Annotated in this window: 13 protein-coding genes; 6 read left to right on the top strand and 7 right to left on the bottom strand. The window is 63.6% G+C overall.

Annotation, left to right across the window (positions count from 1 at the left end; genetic code table 11):
• The first annotated feature begins 33 nt into the window (after nucleotides 1–33).
• From NKH21_RS20860 to NKH21_RS20835, 6 genes are all read left to right on the top strand, one after another.
• Complete coding sequence (locus NKH21_RS20860) at nucleotides 34–948, top strand: ABC transporter permease (RefSeq protein ID WP_352665555.1); 915 nt, start codon at nucleotides 34–36, stop codon at nucleotides 946–948.
• A complete protein-coding gene (locus NKH21_RS20855; RefSeq protein ID WP_352867206.1) occupies nucleotides 945–1736 on the top strand; it encodes an ABC transporter permease in 792 nt (263 codons plus the stop codon). Before NKH21_RS20860 ends, NKH21_RS20855 begins: the two co-directional genes overlap by 4 nt.
• A gap of 16 nt (nucleotides 1737–1752) precedes the next feature.
• Nucleotides 1753–2817 carry an ABC transporter ATP-binding protein gene (locus tag NKH21_RS20850; RefSeq protein WP_352665553.1) on the top strand — a complete coding sequence of 355 codons (1065 nt, stop codon included), beginning with the start codon at nucleotides 1753–1755 and terminating at the stop codon, nucleotides 2815–2817.
• A 161-nt stretch (nucleotides 2818–2978) separates the two neighbouring features.
• On the top strand, nucleotides 2979–4529 hold the full coding sequence (locus NKH21_RS20845; RefSeq protein ID WP_352867204.1) for a cation:proton antiporter: 1551 nt from the start codon (nucleotides 2979–2981) through the stop codon (nucleotides 4527–4529).
• Nucleotides 4530–4618: 89 nt separating this feature from the next.
• Nucleotides 4619–5533 (top strand): endonuclease/exonuclease/phosphatase family protein, encoded by a 915-nt coding sequence (locus NKH21_RS20840; RefSeq protein WP_352867201.1) that lies wholly within the window; start codon nucleotides 4619–4621, stop codon nucleotides 5531–5533.
• Nucleotides 5534–5540: 7 nt separating this feature from the next.
• Nucleotides 5541–6386, top strand: a complete 846-nt coding sequence (locus NKH21_RS20835) for an EamA family transporter (RefSeq protein ID WP_023675361.1) — start codon at nucleotides 5541–5543, stop codon at nucleotides 6384–6386.
• On the opposite strand, the gene NKH21_RS20830 is transcribed toward NKH21_RS20835, so the two are convergent.
• From NKH21_RS20830 to NKH21_RS20800, 7 genes are read right to left on the bottom strand one after another with little or no spacing between them, the layout of a single operon-like run.
• The gene (locus NKH21_RS20830; protein WP_352867198.1) at nucleotides 6387–6698 is read right to left on the bottom strand and encodes a Dabb family protein; all 312 of its coding nucleotides are present in this window, start codon (nucleotides 6696–6698) and stop codon (nucleotides 6387–6389) included. It lies immediately after the preceding gene.
• 10 nt (nucleotides 6699–6708) lie between these two features.
• The gene (locus NKH21_RS20825) at nucleotides 6709–8337 is read right to left on the bottom strand and encodes a GMC family oxidoreductase (protein ID WP_352867196.1); all 1629 of its coding nucleotides are present in this window, start codon (nucleotides 8335–8337) and stop codon (nucleotides 6709–6711) included.
• Nucleotides 8338–8366: 29 nt separating this feature from the next.
• A complete protein-coding gene (locus NKH21_RS20820; RefSeq protein ID WP_352665545.1) occupies nucleotides 8367–9128 on the bottom strand; it encodes a 3-ketoacyl-ACP reductase in 762 nt (253 codons plus the stop codon).
• The gene (locus NKH21_RS20815) at nucleotides 9125–10639 is read right to left on the bottom strand and encodes a GMC oxidoreductase (RefSeq protein ID WP_352665544.1); all 1515 of its coding nucleotides are present in this window, start codon (nucleotides 10637–10639) and stop codon (nucleotides 9125–9127) included. Before NKH21_RS20815 ends, NKH21_RS20820 begins: the two co-directional genes overlap by 4 nt.
• Nucleotides 10640–10644: 5 nt before the next feature.
• The gene (locus tag NKH21_RS20810; protein ID WP_023675366.1) at nucleotides 10645–11760 is read right to left on the bottom strand and encodes an ABC transporter ATP-binding protein; all 1116 of its coding nucleotides are present in this window, start codon (nucleotides 11758–11760) and stop codon (nucleotides 10645–10647) included.
• A 4-nt stretch (nucleotides 11761–11764) separates the two neighbouring features.
• Nucleotides 11765–12709, bottom strand: a complete 945-nt coding sequence (locus tag NKH21_RS20805) for a carbohydrate ABC transporter permease (protein ID WP_352665542.1) — start codon at nucleotides 12707–12709, stop codon at nucleotides 11765–11767.
• A complete protein-coding gene (locus tag NKH21_RS20800) occupies nucleotides 12706–13665 on the bottom strand; it encodes a carbohydrate ABC transporter permease (protein WP_352665541.1) in 960 nt (319 codons plus the stop codon). Before NKH21_RS20800 ends, NKH21_RS20805 begins: the two co-directional genes overlap by 4 nt.
• Nucleotides 13666–13728: the final 63 nt, after the last annotated feature.

Here is a 13728-nt window from a genome sequence, read left to right as displayed (position 1 = left end):
CGCCCGGCATACCTCCAGGACGGTAGCCGGCGCATGACCGATATCTCGTTGTCCGATCACGCTGTTGCCGGGAAGACCGCGCCTCCCGCCGACGCCCGCAGCATGAGGCTGCCGACGCAATGGCTTGGCGTTGCGCCTTTCTTCATCTTCGCCATCATGTTCCTGATCCTGCCGACGCTCTATCTGATGCTGGGCGCATTCCGGAACGATGCCGGCGAATTCACTTTCGAAAACATAGCGGCCTTGGCGCAGCCGTCGATCGTTGCCGCCTACTGGATCTCAATCAAGGTCAGCCTCGCCTCGTCGCTGATCGGTGCGTTCGCCGGGCTTGCCATTGCCGTTGCCATCGTGCGCGGCGGGCTGCCGGAGTGGATACGCTCGGCGACACTGACCTTCTCCGGCGTGGCCTCCAATTTTGCCGGCGTGCCGCTGGCCTTCGCCTTTCTCGCGACGCTCGGCCGGCTCGGGCTCGCCACGGTGCTGCTCAACGTCTTGGTCGGCTTCAACATTTATGCCCATGGTTTCAACATCCTGTCGTTCTGGGGCCTGACGCTGACCTATGTCTATTTCCAGATCCCGCTGATGGTGGTGATCATCGTGCCGGCGATCGACGGGCTGAAGAAGGAATGGGGCGAAGCGGCGGCAACGCTTGGCGCGACCCAGGCGCAGTTCTGGCGCATGGTCGTCATTCCGGTGATCTGGCCAAGCTTCCTCGGCACCGTCATCCTCTTATTCGCCAACGCCTTCGGTGCCATCGCCACCGCTTACGCTCTGACCGGCTCCTCGCTTAACATCGTCCCTATCCTGCTCTACGCGCAGATCCGCGGTGACGTGCTGCACAATGCCCATCTCGGCTACGCCATCGCCTTCGGCATGATCGTCATCACCGGGTTGGCCAATGTCTTCTACATCTGGTTCCGGACGCGCTCTGAGAGGTGGCTCAAATGAAGTCCGGCAGATTCTGGGCCTGGGTCGTCTTCGCGCTGGGCGCGGCCTATTTCTTCATTCCGCTGATCGCGACCGTGGAATTCTCCATGCGCATGCGGCGCGGCGCCTATTCCTTCGATGCCTATCAGGTCGTGCTCGGCGATCCCCGCTTCCAGGCGACCTTCATCTATTCGGTGGTCGCCGCCATCTTCACCATCGTCCTTGGCGTGCTGGTGGTGGTGCCGGCGGCGTACTGGATTCGTCTGCGGCTGCCGCAGCTAAGGCCCGTCGTCGAGTTCATCACGCTGCTGCCGCTGGTCATCCCGGCAATCGTTATCGTCTTCGGCTACATCAGAATGTACGGGTCTAACTCACCGCTGCCGTTCCTGGCCAGCGAGACAGGAGCCAATGCCTTGCTGGTCATCGGTTATGCGACACTGGCGCTGCCCTATATGTATCGCGCCGTCGACACCGGGCTTCGCACGATCGATGTGCGGACACTAACCGAGGCGGCGCAGATCCTCGGCGCCGGCTGGGGCACGATCATCACCCGGGTCATCCTGCCCAACGTGCTGATCGCGGTGCTGTCGGGCGCCTTCCTGACCTTCGCCATCGTCATCGGTGAATTTACCATGGCCAGCCTGCTGAACCGGCCTGCCTTCGGACCCTATCTGCAGAACGTTGGCGCCAACCGCGCCTACGAGCCGGCGGCGCTTGCCATCATCGCCTTCGCCATCACCTGGGGCTGCATGTCGCTGATCCAGATCCTGTCGCGCTTCGCGCCGCGATCGGCGAACCGTCCGAACTGACCCGAAGGAAAAAGCCATGACCGAGCCATTCCTCTCAATCCAGCATGTGCGAAAATCCTTCGGCGCCGCCACGGTGGTGCAGGATTTCAACCTCGACGTCGAGCCGGGCGAATTCGTCTCCTTCCTCGGCCCGTCGGGCTGCGGCAAGACGACGGTGCTGCGCATGGTCGCCGGTTTCGAGGAGCCGTCCGCCGGCAAGATCGTCGTGGCCGGCAAGGACATCACCCGGCTCAAGCCCAATCAGCGCAATGTCGGCATGGTGTTCCAGGCCTATGCGTTGTTTCCGAACCTCACGGTGGCGCAGAATATCGGCTTCGGGCTGAAGGTCGCCGGTATGCCGAAGGCCGATGCCGACAGGCGCGTTGCCGAAATGCTCGACATCATCAAGCTGCCGCAGATGGGCGACCGCTATCCCTACCAGCTCTCCGGAGGCCAGCAGCAGCGCATCGCGCTGGCGCGGGCGATTGCGCCCAAGCCGAAGCTGCTGCTGCTCGACGAGCCGCTGTCGGCGCTCGACGCCAAGGTGCGCGTATCACTGCGCGAGGAAATCCGCTCGATCCAGAAGAAGCTCGGCATTACCACCATCTTCGTCACCCACGACCAGGAAGAGGCGCTGTCGATCTCCGACCGCATTGCTGTCATGCATGGCGGCAAGGCCGAGCAAGTCGGCACGCCGTTCGAGATCTACAACCGGCCGGCATCCAAATTCGTCGCCAATTTCGTCGGCACGCTGAACGTGCTCGAAGGCACAGTCACCGACGCGGCATCAGGCAAGGTGCGCGTCAATTCGCAAGAGGTCTCGCTCAAGGGCAAGCTCAACGGCTCGAAATCCGGCGACACGTTGTCGCTGGCGCTGCGGCCCGAGGCGATCTCGCTCGGCCGACACCCCGGCCGCGATTCCAGCCTTTCGGGTGAAATCGCGGAGGTGCATTTCCTCGGCTCGGTCATCCGGGTGCGCGTCGGCATCGGCGGCAGCACGGTCTCGCTCGACACGTTCAACAGTCCGGCCACGCCGCCGCCAGCCGTCGGCGAAAAGGCCGAGATTTCGTTCTCGTCGGGCGACATGCTCGTGCTGCATTAGGGAATAGTGAATAGTGAATAGTAAGAGGGCACTTTACGCGCCGAAATTACCCTGCAAGCAAGCATTCACCATTCACCATTCACCATTCACCATTCACCAGCAGCCAAGGCCGTGGCCGTTTTTGCAGTGCCAATCGCCCGGCTTCACCGCTACGATAGGGCATGGCGCTTTTTGAACTCACCCTTGTCCTGCTTCTCATCGCGGTCGCCCTGACCGCGCTGTCGCGGCGTCTGCAGATTCCCTATCCGTCATTGCTGGCGCTGGCCGGCGCCGGCATCGCCTTCCTGCCGTTTGCACCGACCATCGAGATTGACCCGGAGCTGGCGCTCGCTCTGTTCATCGCGCCGGTTCTGCTCGATGCGGCCTATGACACGTCGCTGCGCGATCTCAACCGCTACAAGGTTTCGCTCATCCTGCTGGCGCTTGGCGCCGTCATCTTTACCACGGTGACGGTCGCGCTGGTCGGCTGGACGATGGCAGGCCTGCCCATCGCCGCCGCCATAGCAATTGGCGCGATCGTGGCGCCGCCCGATGCCGTGGCAGCGGCGGCCGTGCTCGGACAGTTCAAGGTGCCGCACCGCATCACCGCCATCCTGGAAGGCGAGAGCCTGCTCAACGACGCCACCGCGCTGTTGATCTACAGGATGTCGGTTTCCGCAGCCGCCGGCTCCATCCTGTTGAGCAGTGCCGTACCAATGATCCTGCTGTCGACGGTCGGCAGCCTTGCCGCAGGCTATGTGCTCGGCCGGTTGTCTCTCGCGATACTCGGCCGCATCGACGACCCGGCGAGCGGCACAGTGGTCCAATTCGCCTCAACCTTCGGCGTCTGGATCCTGGCCGACAGGATAGGGCTTTCCGCCATCATCACGATCGTCGTCTATGCCATGACGATCGCACGTACGTCGCCGCGCCGCATGCCGGCAAGGAATCGTGTCAGCTCCTACTCGGTCTGGGAGACGGCAGTGTTCGTGCTCAATGTTCTGGCCTTCGTTCTGATGGGCCTGCAAGCGCGATCGATCGTGGGCCGACTTGCCGAGCAAGGCCAAAGCGAGGCATTCGTCTTTGCCCTGGCTGTACTGGCCGTCGTCATCGTATCGCGGCTCGTCTGGGTGCTGGGCTGCGGCGCGATCCTCAGAGGGCTGGCACGTCTGGGCGACGAAGACAGGCGGAAGGACGCACCGACATTCCGCGGCGGCGTGCTCATCGGCTGGTGCGGCATGCGCGGCCTGGTGACGCTTGCGGCGGCCTTTGCCTTGCCGGCCGACTTTCCGGGCCGCGATCCGATCGTGCTCGCTGCTTTCACGGTCGTGCTCGGCACATTGGTGCTGCAAGGCGTCAGCCTGAAACCGTTGCTGCTTCTGCTCAATCTCGACCTCGACCGGACGGTCGACCGGGAAGTGGCGCAGGCGCGCGTCGTCATCATGCAGGCGGCGCTGGACGTGCTCAGCGGCAAGACATCGAGCGCGGCAGGGGCGGTGCGAGAGCAATATGCCGCCCAGCGCGCCATCGCCGAAAACCCGGAGGATGCCCAGGCGGCGACCGAGTATGACAGATTACGTCTTTATGCCATCAAGAGCCAGCGCGATGCGCTGGAGCGCTTGCGCATCGACGGAACGATCGGCGACGAGGCCTACCACCGCCTCGAGGAAGAGATCGACTGGTCGGAACTGGCAGCATCCCCGCCCGGTCGGTTCCAGCCGCTAACCACTTAGCATCTGGCCCAAGCTGCCTCTGTCCGGCTGCACATTGCAACCAATCCAGCGAACGGCTACTGCCAGCAAGAAATTGAGCCGGATAAGCAATGAAGCTGGTCAGCTATAACATCCAGTACGGCTTCGGCAGCGACGGCCGCTACGATCTGGCGCGTTGCGCCAAGATCGTGGCCGGCGCCGACATCATCGCCTTGCAGGAAGTGGAACGGCACTGGCGGCGCAGCAACGAGGACGACCAGCCGGAACTTCTTTCGCAATTGCTGCCCGACTATCATTGGGTCTATGGCCCGGCCTTCGACATGGATGCCAGCCAACGGCGTGACGGCCGCATCATCAACCGGCGGCGGCAATTCGGCACCATGGTTCTGTCGAAGCTGCCGATCGTCTGGTCACGGCTTCATACGCTGCCGCTCAGGCGCGCGCTTCGTCCGCTCAACACCCGCAACGCCGCACTCGAATGCATGATCCGCACCCCCGCCGGCCCGGTGCGGTTCTTTTCGCTGCATCTGGCGCATGTGGCCGCCGAGGAGCGGCTGGAGCAGATCGACTATTTGCTCGCCGAGCATCGCCGCGCGCCGTCCGAGGGCGGGCCATGGAGCGGCGACGACGACGAGCCGGCGCGCAACTGGAGCAATGGCGAACAGGAGCCGGAAAACCCCTTGCCGGCGATCTGGATGGGCGACTTCAACATGGAGCCGGGCAGCGCAGAATACCGCCGCATCGTCGGCAGCACGCCCTATCATCGCGGTGCCGCCTATCTCGACGGTTTTGTCGACGCAGCCGCCGTCGCCAGCGAACCGACGTCGGACTTTCATACCCATGTGAAGACCATCGACGGCAGGATCGCAAAGCGCCGGCTTGACCATTGCTTCGTCGGCGGCATGTTTGCCGGGCGCGTGCGCTCGATCAGCGCCGATATCGGCCAAATCGCCTCCGACCATTTTCCCCTCTGGGTCGATATCGACCTGGAGACGCCGATCGTCATCGGGACGGGCGGCGGATGAATCGCCAATGAGCCTGTTTGTCTTTTTCGCGGTGCTCGCCGCCGCTTCCATGCATGCGATCTGGAACGCGCTGGTCAAGGTCCATCTCGACCGTTTCCTGTCGATCACGCTGATGACGCTCGGCATGGGTGCCGCGGCGCTGGTGACGTTGCCCTTTGTCGAGGTGCCGAAGCCGGAAGTATGGCCGTACATCCTCGCCTCGGTTGTCTTCCACATGGGCTACAGGACGTTCCTGATCGGCGCCTACAAGGCCGGCGATTTCGCCCAGACCTATCCGCTGGCGCGCGGCACTGCGCCATTGCTGGCCGCTTTGGGGGGCGTTGTGGTGGTTGCCGAGATGCCGGCGCCGCTCGCCATTCTCGGCATCCTCTTGTTGTCGGCGGGCACGCTGGTGCTGTCGTTTCGCGGCGGCGCGCATCTGGAGAAATTGAACCTGCGCGCCGTTGGTTTCGCGCTGGGCACATCGATCTTCATCGCCAGCTATACGCTGTCGGACGGCAGCGGCGCGCGGCTGGCCGCCACCGCGTCGAGTTATGCGGCCTGGCTGTTCGTCTGCGATGCGCTGTGGGCGCTGGTGCTGTGCGTCGTCTTTCGCGGCCCACAGGCGCTGCCGGTGCTGGCGCGCGACTGGAAGGCAGGAATCTATACCGGCGTGCTCAGCGGCGGCGCCTACTGGATCGTGATGTGGGCGATGACCAAGGCGCCGATCGCCTCGGTGGCGTCGCTGCGCGAAACATCGATCCTGTTCGCCATGATGATCTCGGTGTTCGCGCTCGGCGAGAAGATGACGGCATGGCGAGGTGCCGCGGTGCTTAGCATCGTCGCCGGCGTCGTTGCACTGAGAATGGGATAGTCAGGCGATCTCCAGGTCAAAAACCATCAGCCCGTCGGTGCCGCCTTCGAGCGCCGCGACCAGTCTTGCGCCGGCTCGCTGATGTGCTTCATGCTCGAGATAGCCGTCGCGTGCCGCGGCATCGCGAAAGTCGATGGTGAAGCCGTGCGTGAAGCCGCGGGCGAAGGGTTCCGGGCTGGTATTGGCGCTGAATTCGACCTTGCCCATGCCGTCGATCACCGTCCGCAACGCTTCGAGATCGGCGTGGATTGCCGCGCGCTCGGCGTCGGCAACATCGTTGCGGAATCTGACGAAAACACAGTGTCTGATCATTCCTTGTCCCTCATGCCGCTCGGTTGGTGGAAAACACTGCCGGCGGCAGCGGCTCGCGGCCAAGGATCAGATCGGCGCCTTTTTCGCCGACCATGATCGTCGGCGCATTGGTGTTGGAGGAGGGGATGCGCGGCATTACCGAGGCGTCGCAGACGCGCAGACCCTCGATACCGCGCAGCCTGAGATCGGGCGTCACCACGCTCATCGCATCGTGGCCCATGCGGCAAGTGCCGACCGGGTGGTGGTCGGTCTTGGAACTGCGGCAGGCGTAGTCGAACAACTCGTCGCCGCTCTGCAGGTCAGGTCCCGGCAGTACCTCGCGCAGCACATAGGGCCGCAGCGCTTTCTGCCGCATGATCTCGCGCGCCAGCCTCAGCCCCTTGATCGACATGTCGCGGTCATAGGGATCGGACCAATAGTTCGGATCGATCAGCGGGTGGTCGGCCGGGTCGGCACTGTTCAGCCGCACCGTGCCGCGCGAGCGCGGGCGCAGGAAGGCCGAGTTCAATGTCACGCCCGGATTGTTCAGCTTCTCGACGCCGGCCTCGATGCCGGAGCCGAGGCCGAGATGCAGCTGGATATCGGGAGAGGCGGCGGTCGGATCGGCGTACCAGAAGCCGCCGGTCTCGAACAGGCTGGAGGCAACCGGGCCTTTCTTCAGGAGCAGATATTGCAGGCCGGCCCACGCCGTCCAATGCAGCTTGGCATAGTTGTCGTAGGTGTGGTCGCCGGTGCATTCGGCGATGACGAACAGATCGAGATGATCCTGCAGGTTGGAGCCGACGCCAGGCAAATCATGCACCGGTGTCACGCCGATCGCCTTCAAATGGTCGGCCGGGCCGATGCCCGACTGCATCAAAAGCTTCGGCGAGCCGATGGCGCCGGACGAGACGATGACCTCGCGTTCGGCGCGCAGGATCGTTGGCTGGCCGCCCGGCCTGTCGACGATCTCGACGCCGACGGCGCGGCCCTTGTCGACGACGATGCGCGTCACCAGAACGCCGGTCCTGATAGTGAGATTCTTGCGCTCGCGGATCGGCCGGAGATAGGCGACCGAGGCGGAGGAGCGCTTCGCGTCCTTCTGCGTCAGCTGATAGTAACCGACGCCCTCCTGGGCCGCCCCGTTGAAGTCGGGATTGAAGGGAATGCCCATCTCTTGTCCCGCGCGAAAATAGGCCTCGCAGATCGGCAGCGGCGCGATCGGGTTCGACACGCCGAGCGGGCCCTGGTCGCCGTGAAAATCGTTGGCGTAGCGCTGGTTGTTCTCGGCGCGTTTGAAATAGGGCAGCACGTCGCGATAGCCCCAGCCGGCAAGGCCTTCCTCTTTCTCCCAGGCGTCGTAGTCGCGGGCGTTGCCGCGCGTGTAGATCTGGGCGTTGATCGAAGAGCCGCCACCGATCACCTTGGCCTGCGTGTATCGGAAGACGCGGTCGTTCATGTGCTTTTGCGGCACCGTCGACCAGCCCCAGGCGGCGATGCCCTTGGTCATCTTGGCAAAACCGGCCGGCATGTGGATCAGCGGATGCCAGTCCTTGCCGCCGGCTTCGAGCAGCAGTACCTGATGCGACGGATCTTCGCTCAGCCGGTTGGCGAGTACGCAGCCGGCCGGGCCGGCGCCGACGATTATGTAGTCGGTCATGGGATGTAGTCGATCATGGCGTCACCTGTTCATAGCCTCGGCACCGACAGCGCGCCGTCGACATTGATGACCGAGCCGGTCGAAAAGCCGAGCTTGCCGCCGGCGAGTGCTGCCACGGCGGCACCGATATCTTCGCTCTCGCCCCAGCGCATTGCCGGCACCAGCCCGCCGTCGATCAGCCCGTCATATTTGGCGGTGACACCGGCTGTCATGTCGGTGCGGATGATGCCCGGGCGCACCTCGAACACGGCTATGTTTTCGCTGGCAAGCCGCAGCGCCAGGTTCTTCACCCACATCGAAAGCCCGGCCTTGGAGATGCAGTAATCGGCACGTTCCGGCGAGGCCATGGCGGCGCTGACCGAGGTGATGGTGATGATCGATCTCGCACCATCGCTCGGCAGGCCGAGCATCGCTTTGGCAACGGCCTGGCTGAGGAATACGGTGCCGCGCAGATTGATGCCGAGCACCCGGTCGAAATTTTCCGGCTTGAGCTCGAGCAGGTCGCCGCGCAGGACAGCGCCGATGCCGGCATTGTTGACCAGGCAGTCGATGCGGCCGAAGGCATTCAATGCAGCATCGATAAGTGCCACATGGCCACCGAGATCGGCGATGTCGCAGCGATGGTATGCGAATGCCGCGCCGCGCGCTGTAATGTCCGCGGCGAGCCCGTCGGCGGCTTCGTCGGCAAGGTCGGCGACGAGGATGTCGAAGCCGGAATCTGCGAGCGCTTCGGCGCAGGCAAGGCCGATGCCGCGCGCGCCGCCGGTGACGATCGCTGCCGGGCGGCTCATGCTGCAAGCTCCGTCTTGCGGATATGATCGGCGACGCGCAGCGCCTGTGCTGCGATCGATAGCGCCGGATTGACGGCGGCCGAATTCGGCAGGAAGCCGGCGTCGACGACGAACAAATTGCTGTGGTCGAAGGAGCGGCAGAACGGATCCAGCGGCGAGGTCGCTGGATCGTTGCCCATCTTCACCGTGCCGCACTGATGCGAGGGCGTGCGCTTGTCAAACGGTCGCGACAGCACGATCGGATAGCCGCAGGCGCGGAAATTCTCGCGCATTACCTTGGTCAGCCCGTCGAGCGACTGCATGTTGGAGCGCCGCCACTGCATGACGATGTCCTTGCCGTCGACCATGATGCGGCTCTCGGGATCAGGCAGGTCCTCGCACATCAGATACCAGTCGACGGCGTGGCCGGCCATGAAATCGAGCGCGAATTTGGGCGCGCGCCTGACGTTGGCCTTGAGGATGTTGCCGTCGATCTTGCCGAGGAGCTGGACATTGCCGAGCGGCTTGCCGCCCTTGCCGTCGGACAGATAATAATCGTTCAGCATCAGCGTCTTCTGGTAGACGGATTTGTTCCGGCGGCGTGGATCGATCGCCAGCATGGCGCTCGAATTGTGGTTCATGAAGTTGCGGCCGACCTGGTCGGAGCGGTTGGCCAGGCCTTTGCCGCCGCCTTTGCCCTCAGGGGTGGGCGAGCGCAGCAGGATGGCGGCGGAATTGACGGCGCCGGCCGATAGGATGACCAGCTTCGGCGCGACTTTCTTCAGCGTACCGTTCTGTCGATAATGGACGGCGGCGATTGTCCTCGCATCCGGCGATGCCTCGAGATGTTCGACATGGGCGCCGGTCTCGAGCTTGATGTTCTGGTCGGCAAGGGCCGACGCCAGCGGCCCCGTTTGGGCGTCGACCTTGCCGGCACCGGTGTTGGGAAACGCATCCCACGGCGTGCTGCCGTCTTTCAGCCAGGCTTCGATGTCGACGCCGAGCGGCAGCGATGCCGGGTGCAGACCCAGGCTCCTGAGCTCGGCGCGGGCGCGCGCGATCGGCGGCTCGTCGGGTACCGGCCCGAAAGGGTAGGGCATCGAGTGGAACGGCTCGGTCGGGTCTTCGCCGAGCGCACCGCGCACGCGGAACAGCTGCTCGGCCCGGGAATACCAAGGTTCGAATTCCTCATAGGAAAACGGCCAGGCCGGCGAGATGCCGCCATAGTGCTCCATCTCTGAAAAGTCTTGCCTGCGGTAGCGGATCAGCACCGCGCCGTAGAATTTCGAATTGCCGCCGACATAATAGTAATTGCCGGGATTGAAAGGCGCTCCGCCGGCCTCGAGCCACATCTCCTTAGGCCGATAATGGCCGTCGACGAAGATGGCGCGGGTGTCGCGTGTGTGCGGCGTCGCCGGCAGTGGTTCGCCGCGCTCCAGCATCAGGATCGAGGCGCCGCTGCCGGCAAGGCCGGAGGCGATCGTGGCGCCGCCTATGCCGGAGCCGATGATGACGATGTCGGGATTTGTCATGGCGGTCAGACGATGCGTTTCTCGGTCGCCGGATCGAAGAACACCGCCTTGGTCAGGTTGAAGGCGAGCGGCGTGACCGTGCCGGGCTGGATTTTGGCATCGGCGCGCAGCCGCGCCACCACCGCCTTGCCGCCGAGATTGGTGACCGCGAACGTATCCGAGCCGGCCGGCTCGATGACCTCGATGTGACAGTCGGCGCGGGCGATGTTCGAGGCGTTGCGTTCGGCACCCTCGGGATCGGTCAGTGCTTCCGGGCGGACGCCGAAGATGATCGGTTTGCCCTGGAATGCCGAAAGACCGGCCGGCGCATTGCCCAGCGGCAGCGAGATCGGCTGGCGCGCCTCGCGCTCCATGACGACGGAGAAGCCGCTGCCGTTGCTGCCGATCGTCGCCGGGATCAGGTTCATCGCCGGCGAGCCCATGAAGTCGGCAACAAACAGGTTGACCGGATTGTTATAGATTTCGGCCGGCGTACCGAACTGCTGCACCTCGCCGTCGCGCATCACCGCGATCTTGGTGGCCAGCGTCATCGCCTCGATCTGGTCGTGCGTGACGTAGACGATCGTGGTGCCGGTGGTGGCGTGCAGGCGCTTGATCTCGATGCGCATGTCGACGCGCAGCTTGGCATCGAGATTGGACAAAGGCTCGTCGAACAGGAACAGCTTTGGATCGCGCACCAGCGCCCGGCCCATGGCGACGCGCTGGCGCTGGCCGCCGGAAAGCTGGCTTGGCTTGCGCTTAAGCAAATGGCCGATCTGCAGGACTTTCGCCACCTTGTCGATGGCCTTCTGGCGCTCGCCGGCCGGCACGCCGCGCATCTCCATGCCGAAGGCGATATTGCCGGCAACCGTCATGTTCGGATAGAGCGCGTAGCTCTGGAAGACCATGGCGATGTCGCGCTTGGAGGGGTGGAGATCGTTGATCGTGCGTCCGTCGACGCGGATTTCGCCTTCGGTGATGGTCTCCAGGCCGGCAATGGTGTTGAGCAGCGTGGACTTGCCGCAACCGGAAGGCCCGACCAGCACGAGGAAGCCGCCCTTTTCCAGGTCGAGGTCGATGCCTTTCAGGATCTCGACCGCTCCGAAACGCTTCTTCAGCCCGTCAATTTCCAGAAAAGCCATGCGATTATCCTTTGACGGCGCCGGCCATCAGGCCGCGCACGAAATAGCGGCCGGCGAGCACATAGACGAGGAGCGTCGGCAGCGCGGCGATCATCGCCGCCGCCATGTTGACGTTGTATTCGACGACGCCGGTCGAGGTGTTGACGACGTTGTTCAGCGCCACCGTCATCGGCATCACGTCGCCTGAACCGGCATAGGCGGAGGCGAAGAGGAAATCGTTCCAGATGTTGGTGAACTGGTAGATCACCGTCACCACGATGATCGGCAGCGAATTGGGCAGCATGATGCGCCGGAAGATCTGGAAGAAGCTGGCGCCGTCGATCTGCGCCGCCTTCACCAGTTCGTTCGGAAACGCCTCGTAATAATTGCGGAAGAACAGGGTGGTGAAGCCGATGCCGTAGACGACGTGGACGAATACCAGGTTCACCGTCGGATTGCCGAAGCCGAAGGTGAGGCCGGTCGCGTTCTGCAGCTTGACGCCGAACCGGCCGAGGCTGCCGAGGATCGTTGCCATGGGCAGGAGGACGGACTGGAACGGGATAAAGCAGGCAAAAAGCATCAGCCCGAACACCAGCGTCGCCCCGCGGAAGCGCCACTTCGTCAGCACATAGCCGTTGAGTGCGCCGAGCAGGGTCGAGATGACGACGGCCGGAACCACCATCTTGATCGAGTTCCAGAAATAACCCTTCATGCCAACGCAGGTGAGACCCGAGCAAACCTCGCTCCACGCCCTTATCCAGGGTGCGAAGGTCGGCGCCTGCGGCAGCGCCAGCATGTTGCCGTTCTGTATCTCGTCCATGGTCTTGAACGAGGTCACCAGCATGACGAATAGCGGCATCAGGTAGAACAGCGCGAACAGCGCCAGCAGCCCGTAAATGACGATACGGTTGACCGTCCTGGCGCTGATGCCGCCAGTGCTCTGGCGGGCAGGAGTGGCTATGGCGTTCATCGCGGCTTCTCCCGAAGCTCGGAATAGAGATAGGGAACGATGATCGCGGTGATGGTCATCAGCATGATCACGGCGCTGGCCGAGCCGACGGCCATTTCGTTGCGCTTGAAGGTGTACTCATACATGAAATTGGACGGCAGCCAGGCCGAACCGCCCGGCCCGCCGCTGGTCAGCGCGACGACCAGATCGTAGGACTTGATGGCGAGGTGCGCGAGCACGATCAAGGCCGACAGGAAGATCGGCCGCAGCAGCGGGATAACGATGCGGCGGTAGAGCTGGAAGGTGGTGGCGCCGTCGATCTGCGCCGCCTTAAGGATCTCGCCGTCAATGCCGCGCAGGCCGGCCAGGAACATCGCCATGATGAAGCCTGACGCCTGCCAGACACCGGCGATGACCACCGTGTAGATGACGAAATCCTTGTTTTTGATCCAGTCGAAATGGAAGCTCGTCCAGCCCCATTGGTGCAGCGTCTGCTCGAGGCCGAGGCCGGGGTCGAGAAACCATTTCCAGGCAACGCCGGTGACGATGAATGACAGTGCCATCGGGTAGAGATAGATCGGCCGCAGCACACCTTCGCCGCGGATCTTCTGGTCGAGCAGGATCGCCAGCAACAGGCCGAGCGCCAGGCAGATGGAAATGTAGAGGAAGCCGAAAATCCCCATATTGGTGATCGATGTGTACCAGGAGGACGGCGGATCGCTTTCGAAGGTCCAGCGCCATAGCCGCTGATAGGCGCGTGGCCCGGTAATGGCGTAGGAGGGAAAGGTCTTGGAGTTGGTGAAGGACAGATAGATCGTCCACAGGATGAAGCCGTAGACGAAGACGACGGTGGCGGCAAAGCTCGGCGCCAGCACGAGCTTCGGCAGCGCGTCCTGAAGGCGTGAGCGCACCGTGGCGCCCGGACGGGCATCGTGCTCCGGCGTCAGCGTGATACTGGTTTCAGCAACTGTGCTCATCTGTCCATTCCGTATCGCGGGTCCGGAATTCTGCTGTCGCGGCCTCTGCGGCACGAAAGCGTG

The organism is Mesorhizobium sp. M1329 (assembly GCF_040318035.1).
In the GTDB taxonomy this organism is placed as follows: Bacteria; Pseudomonadota; Alphaproteobacteria; order Rhizobiales; family Rhizobiaceae; genus Mesorhizobium.
Note: the sequence above shows the minus strand (reverse complement) of the source record. Positions and strands in the feature narration are given on the sequence as shown.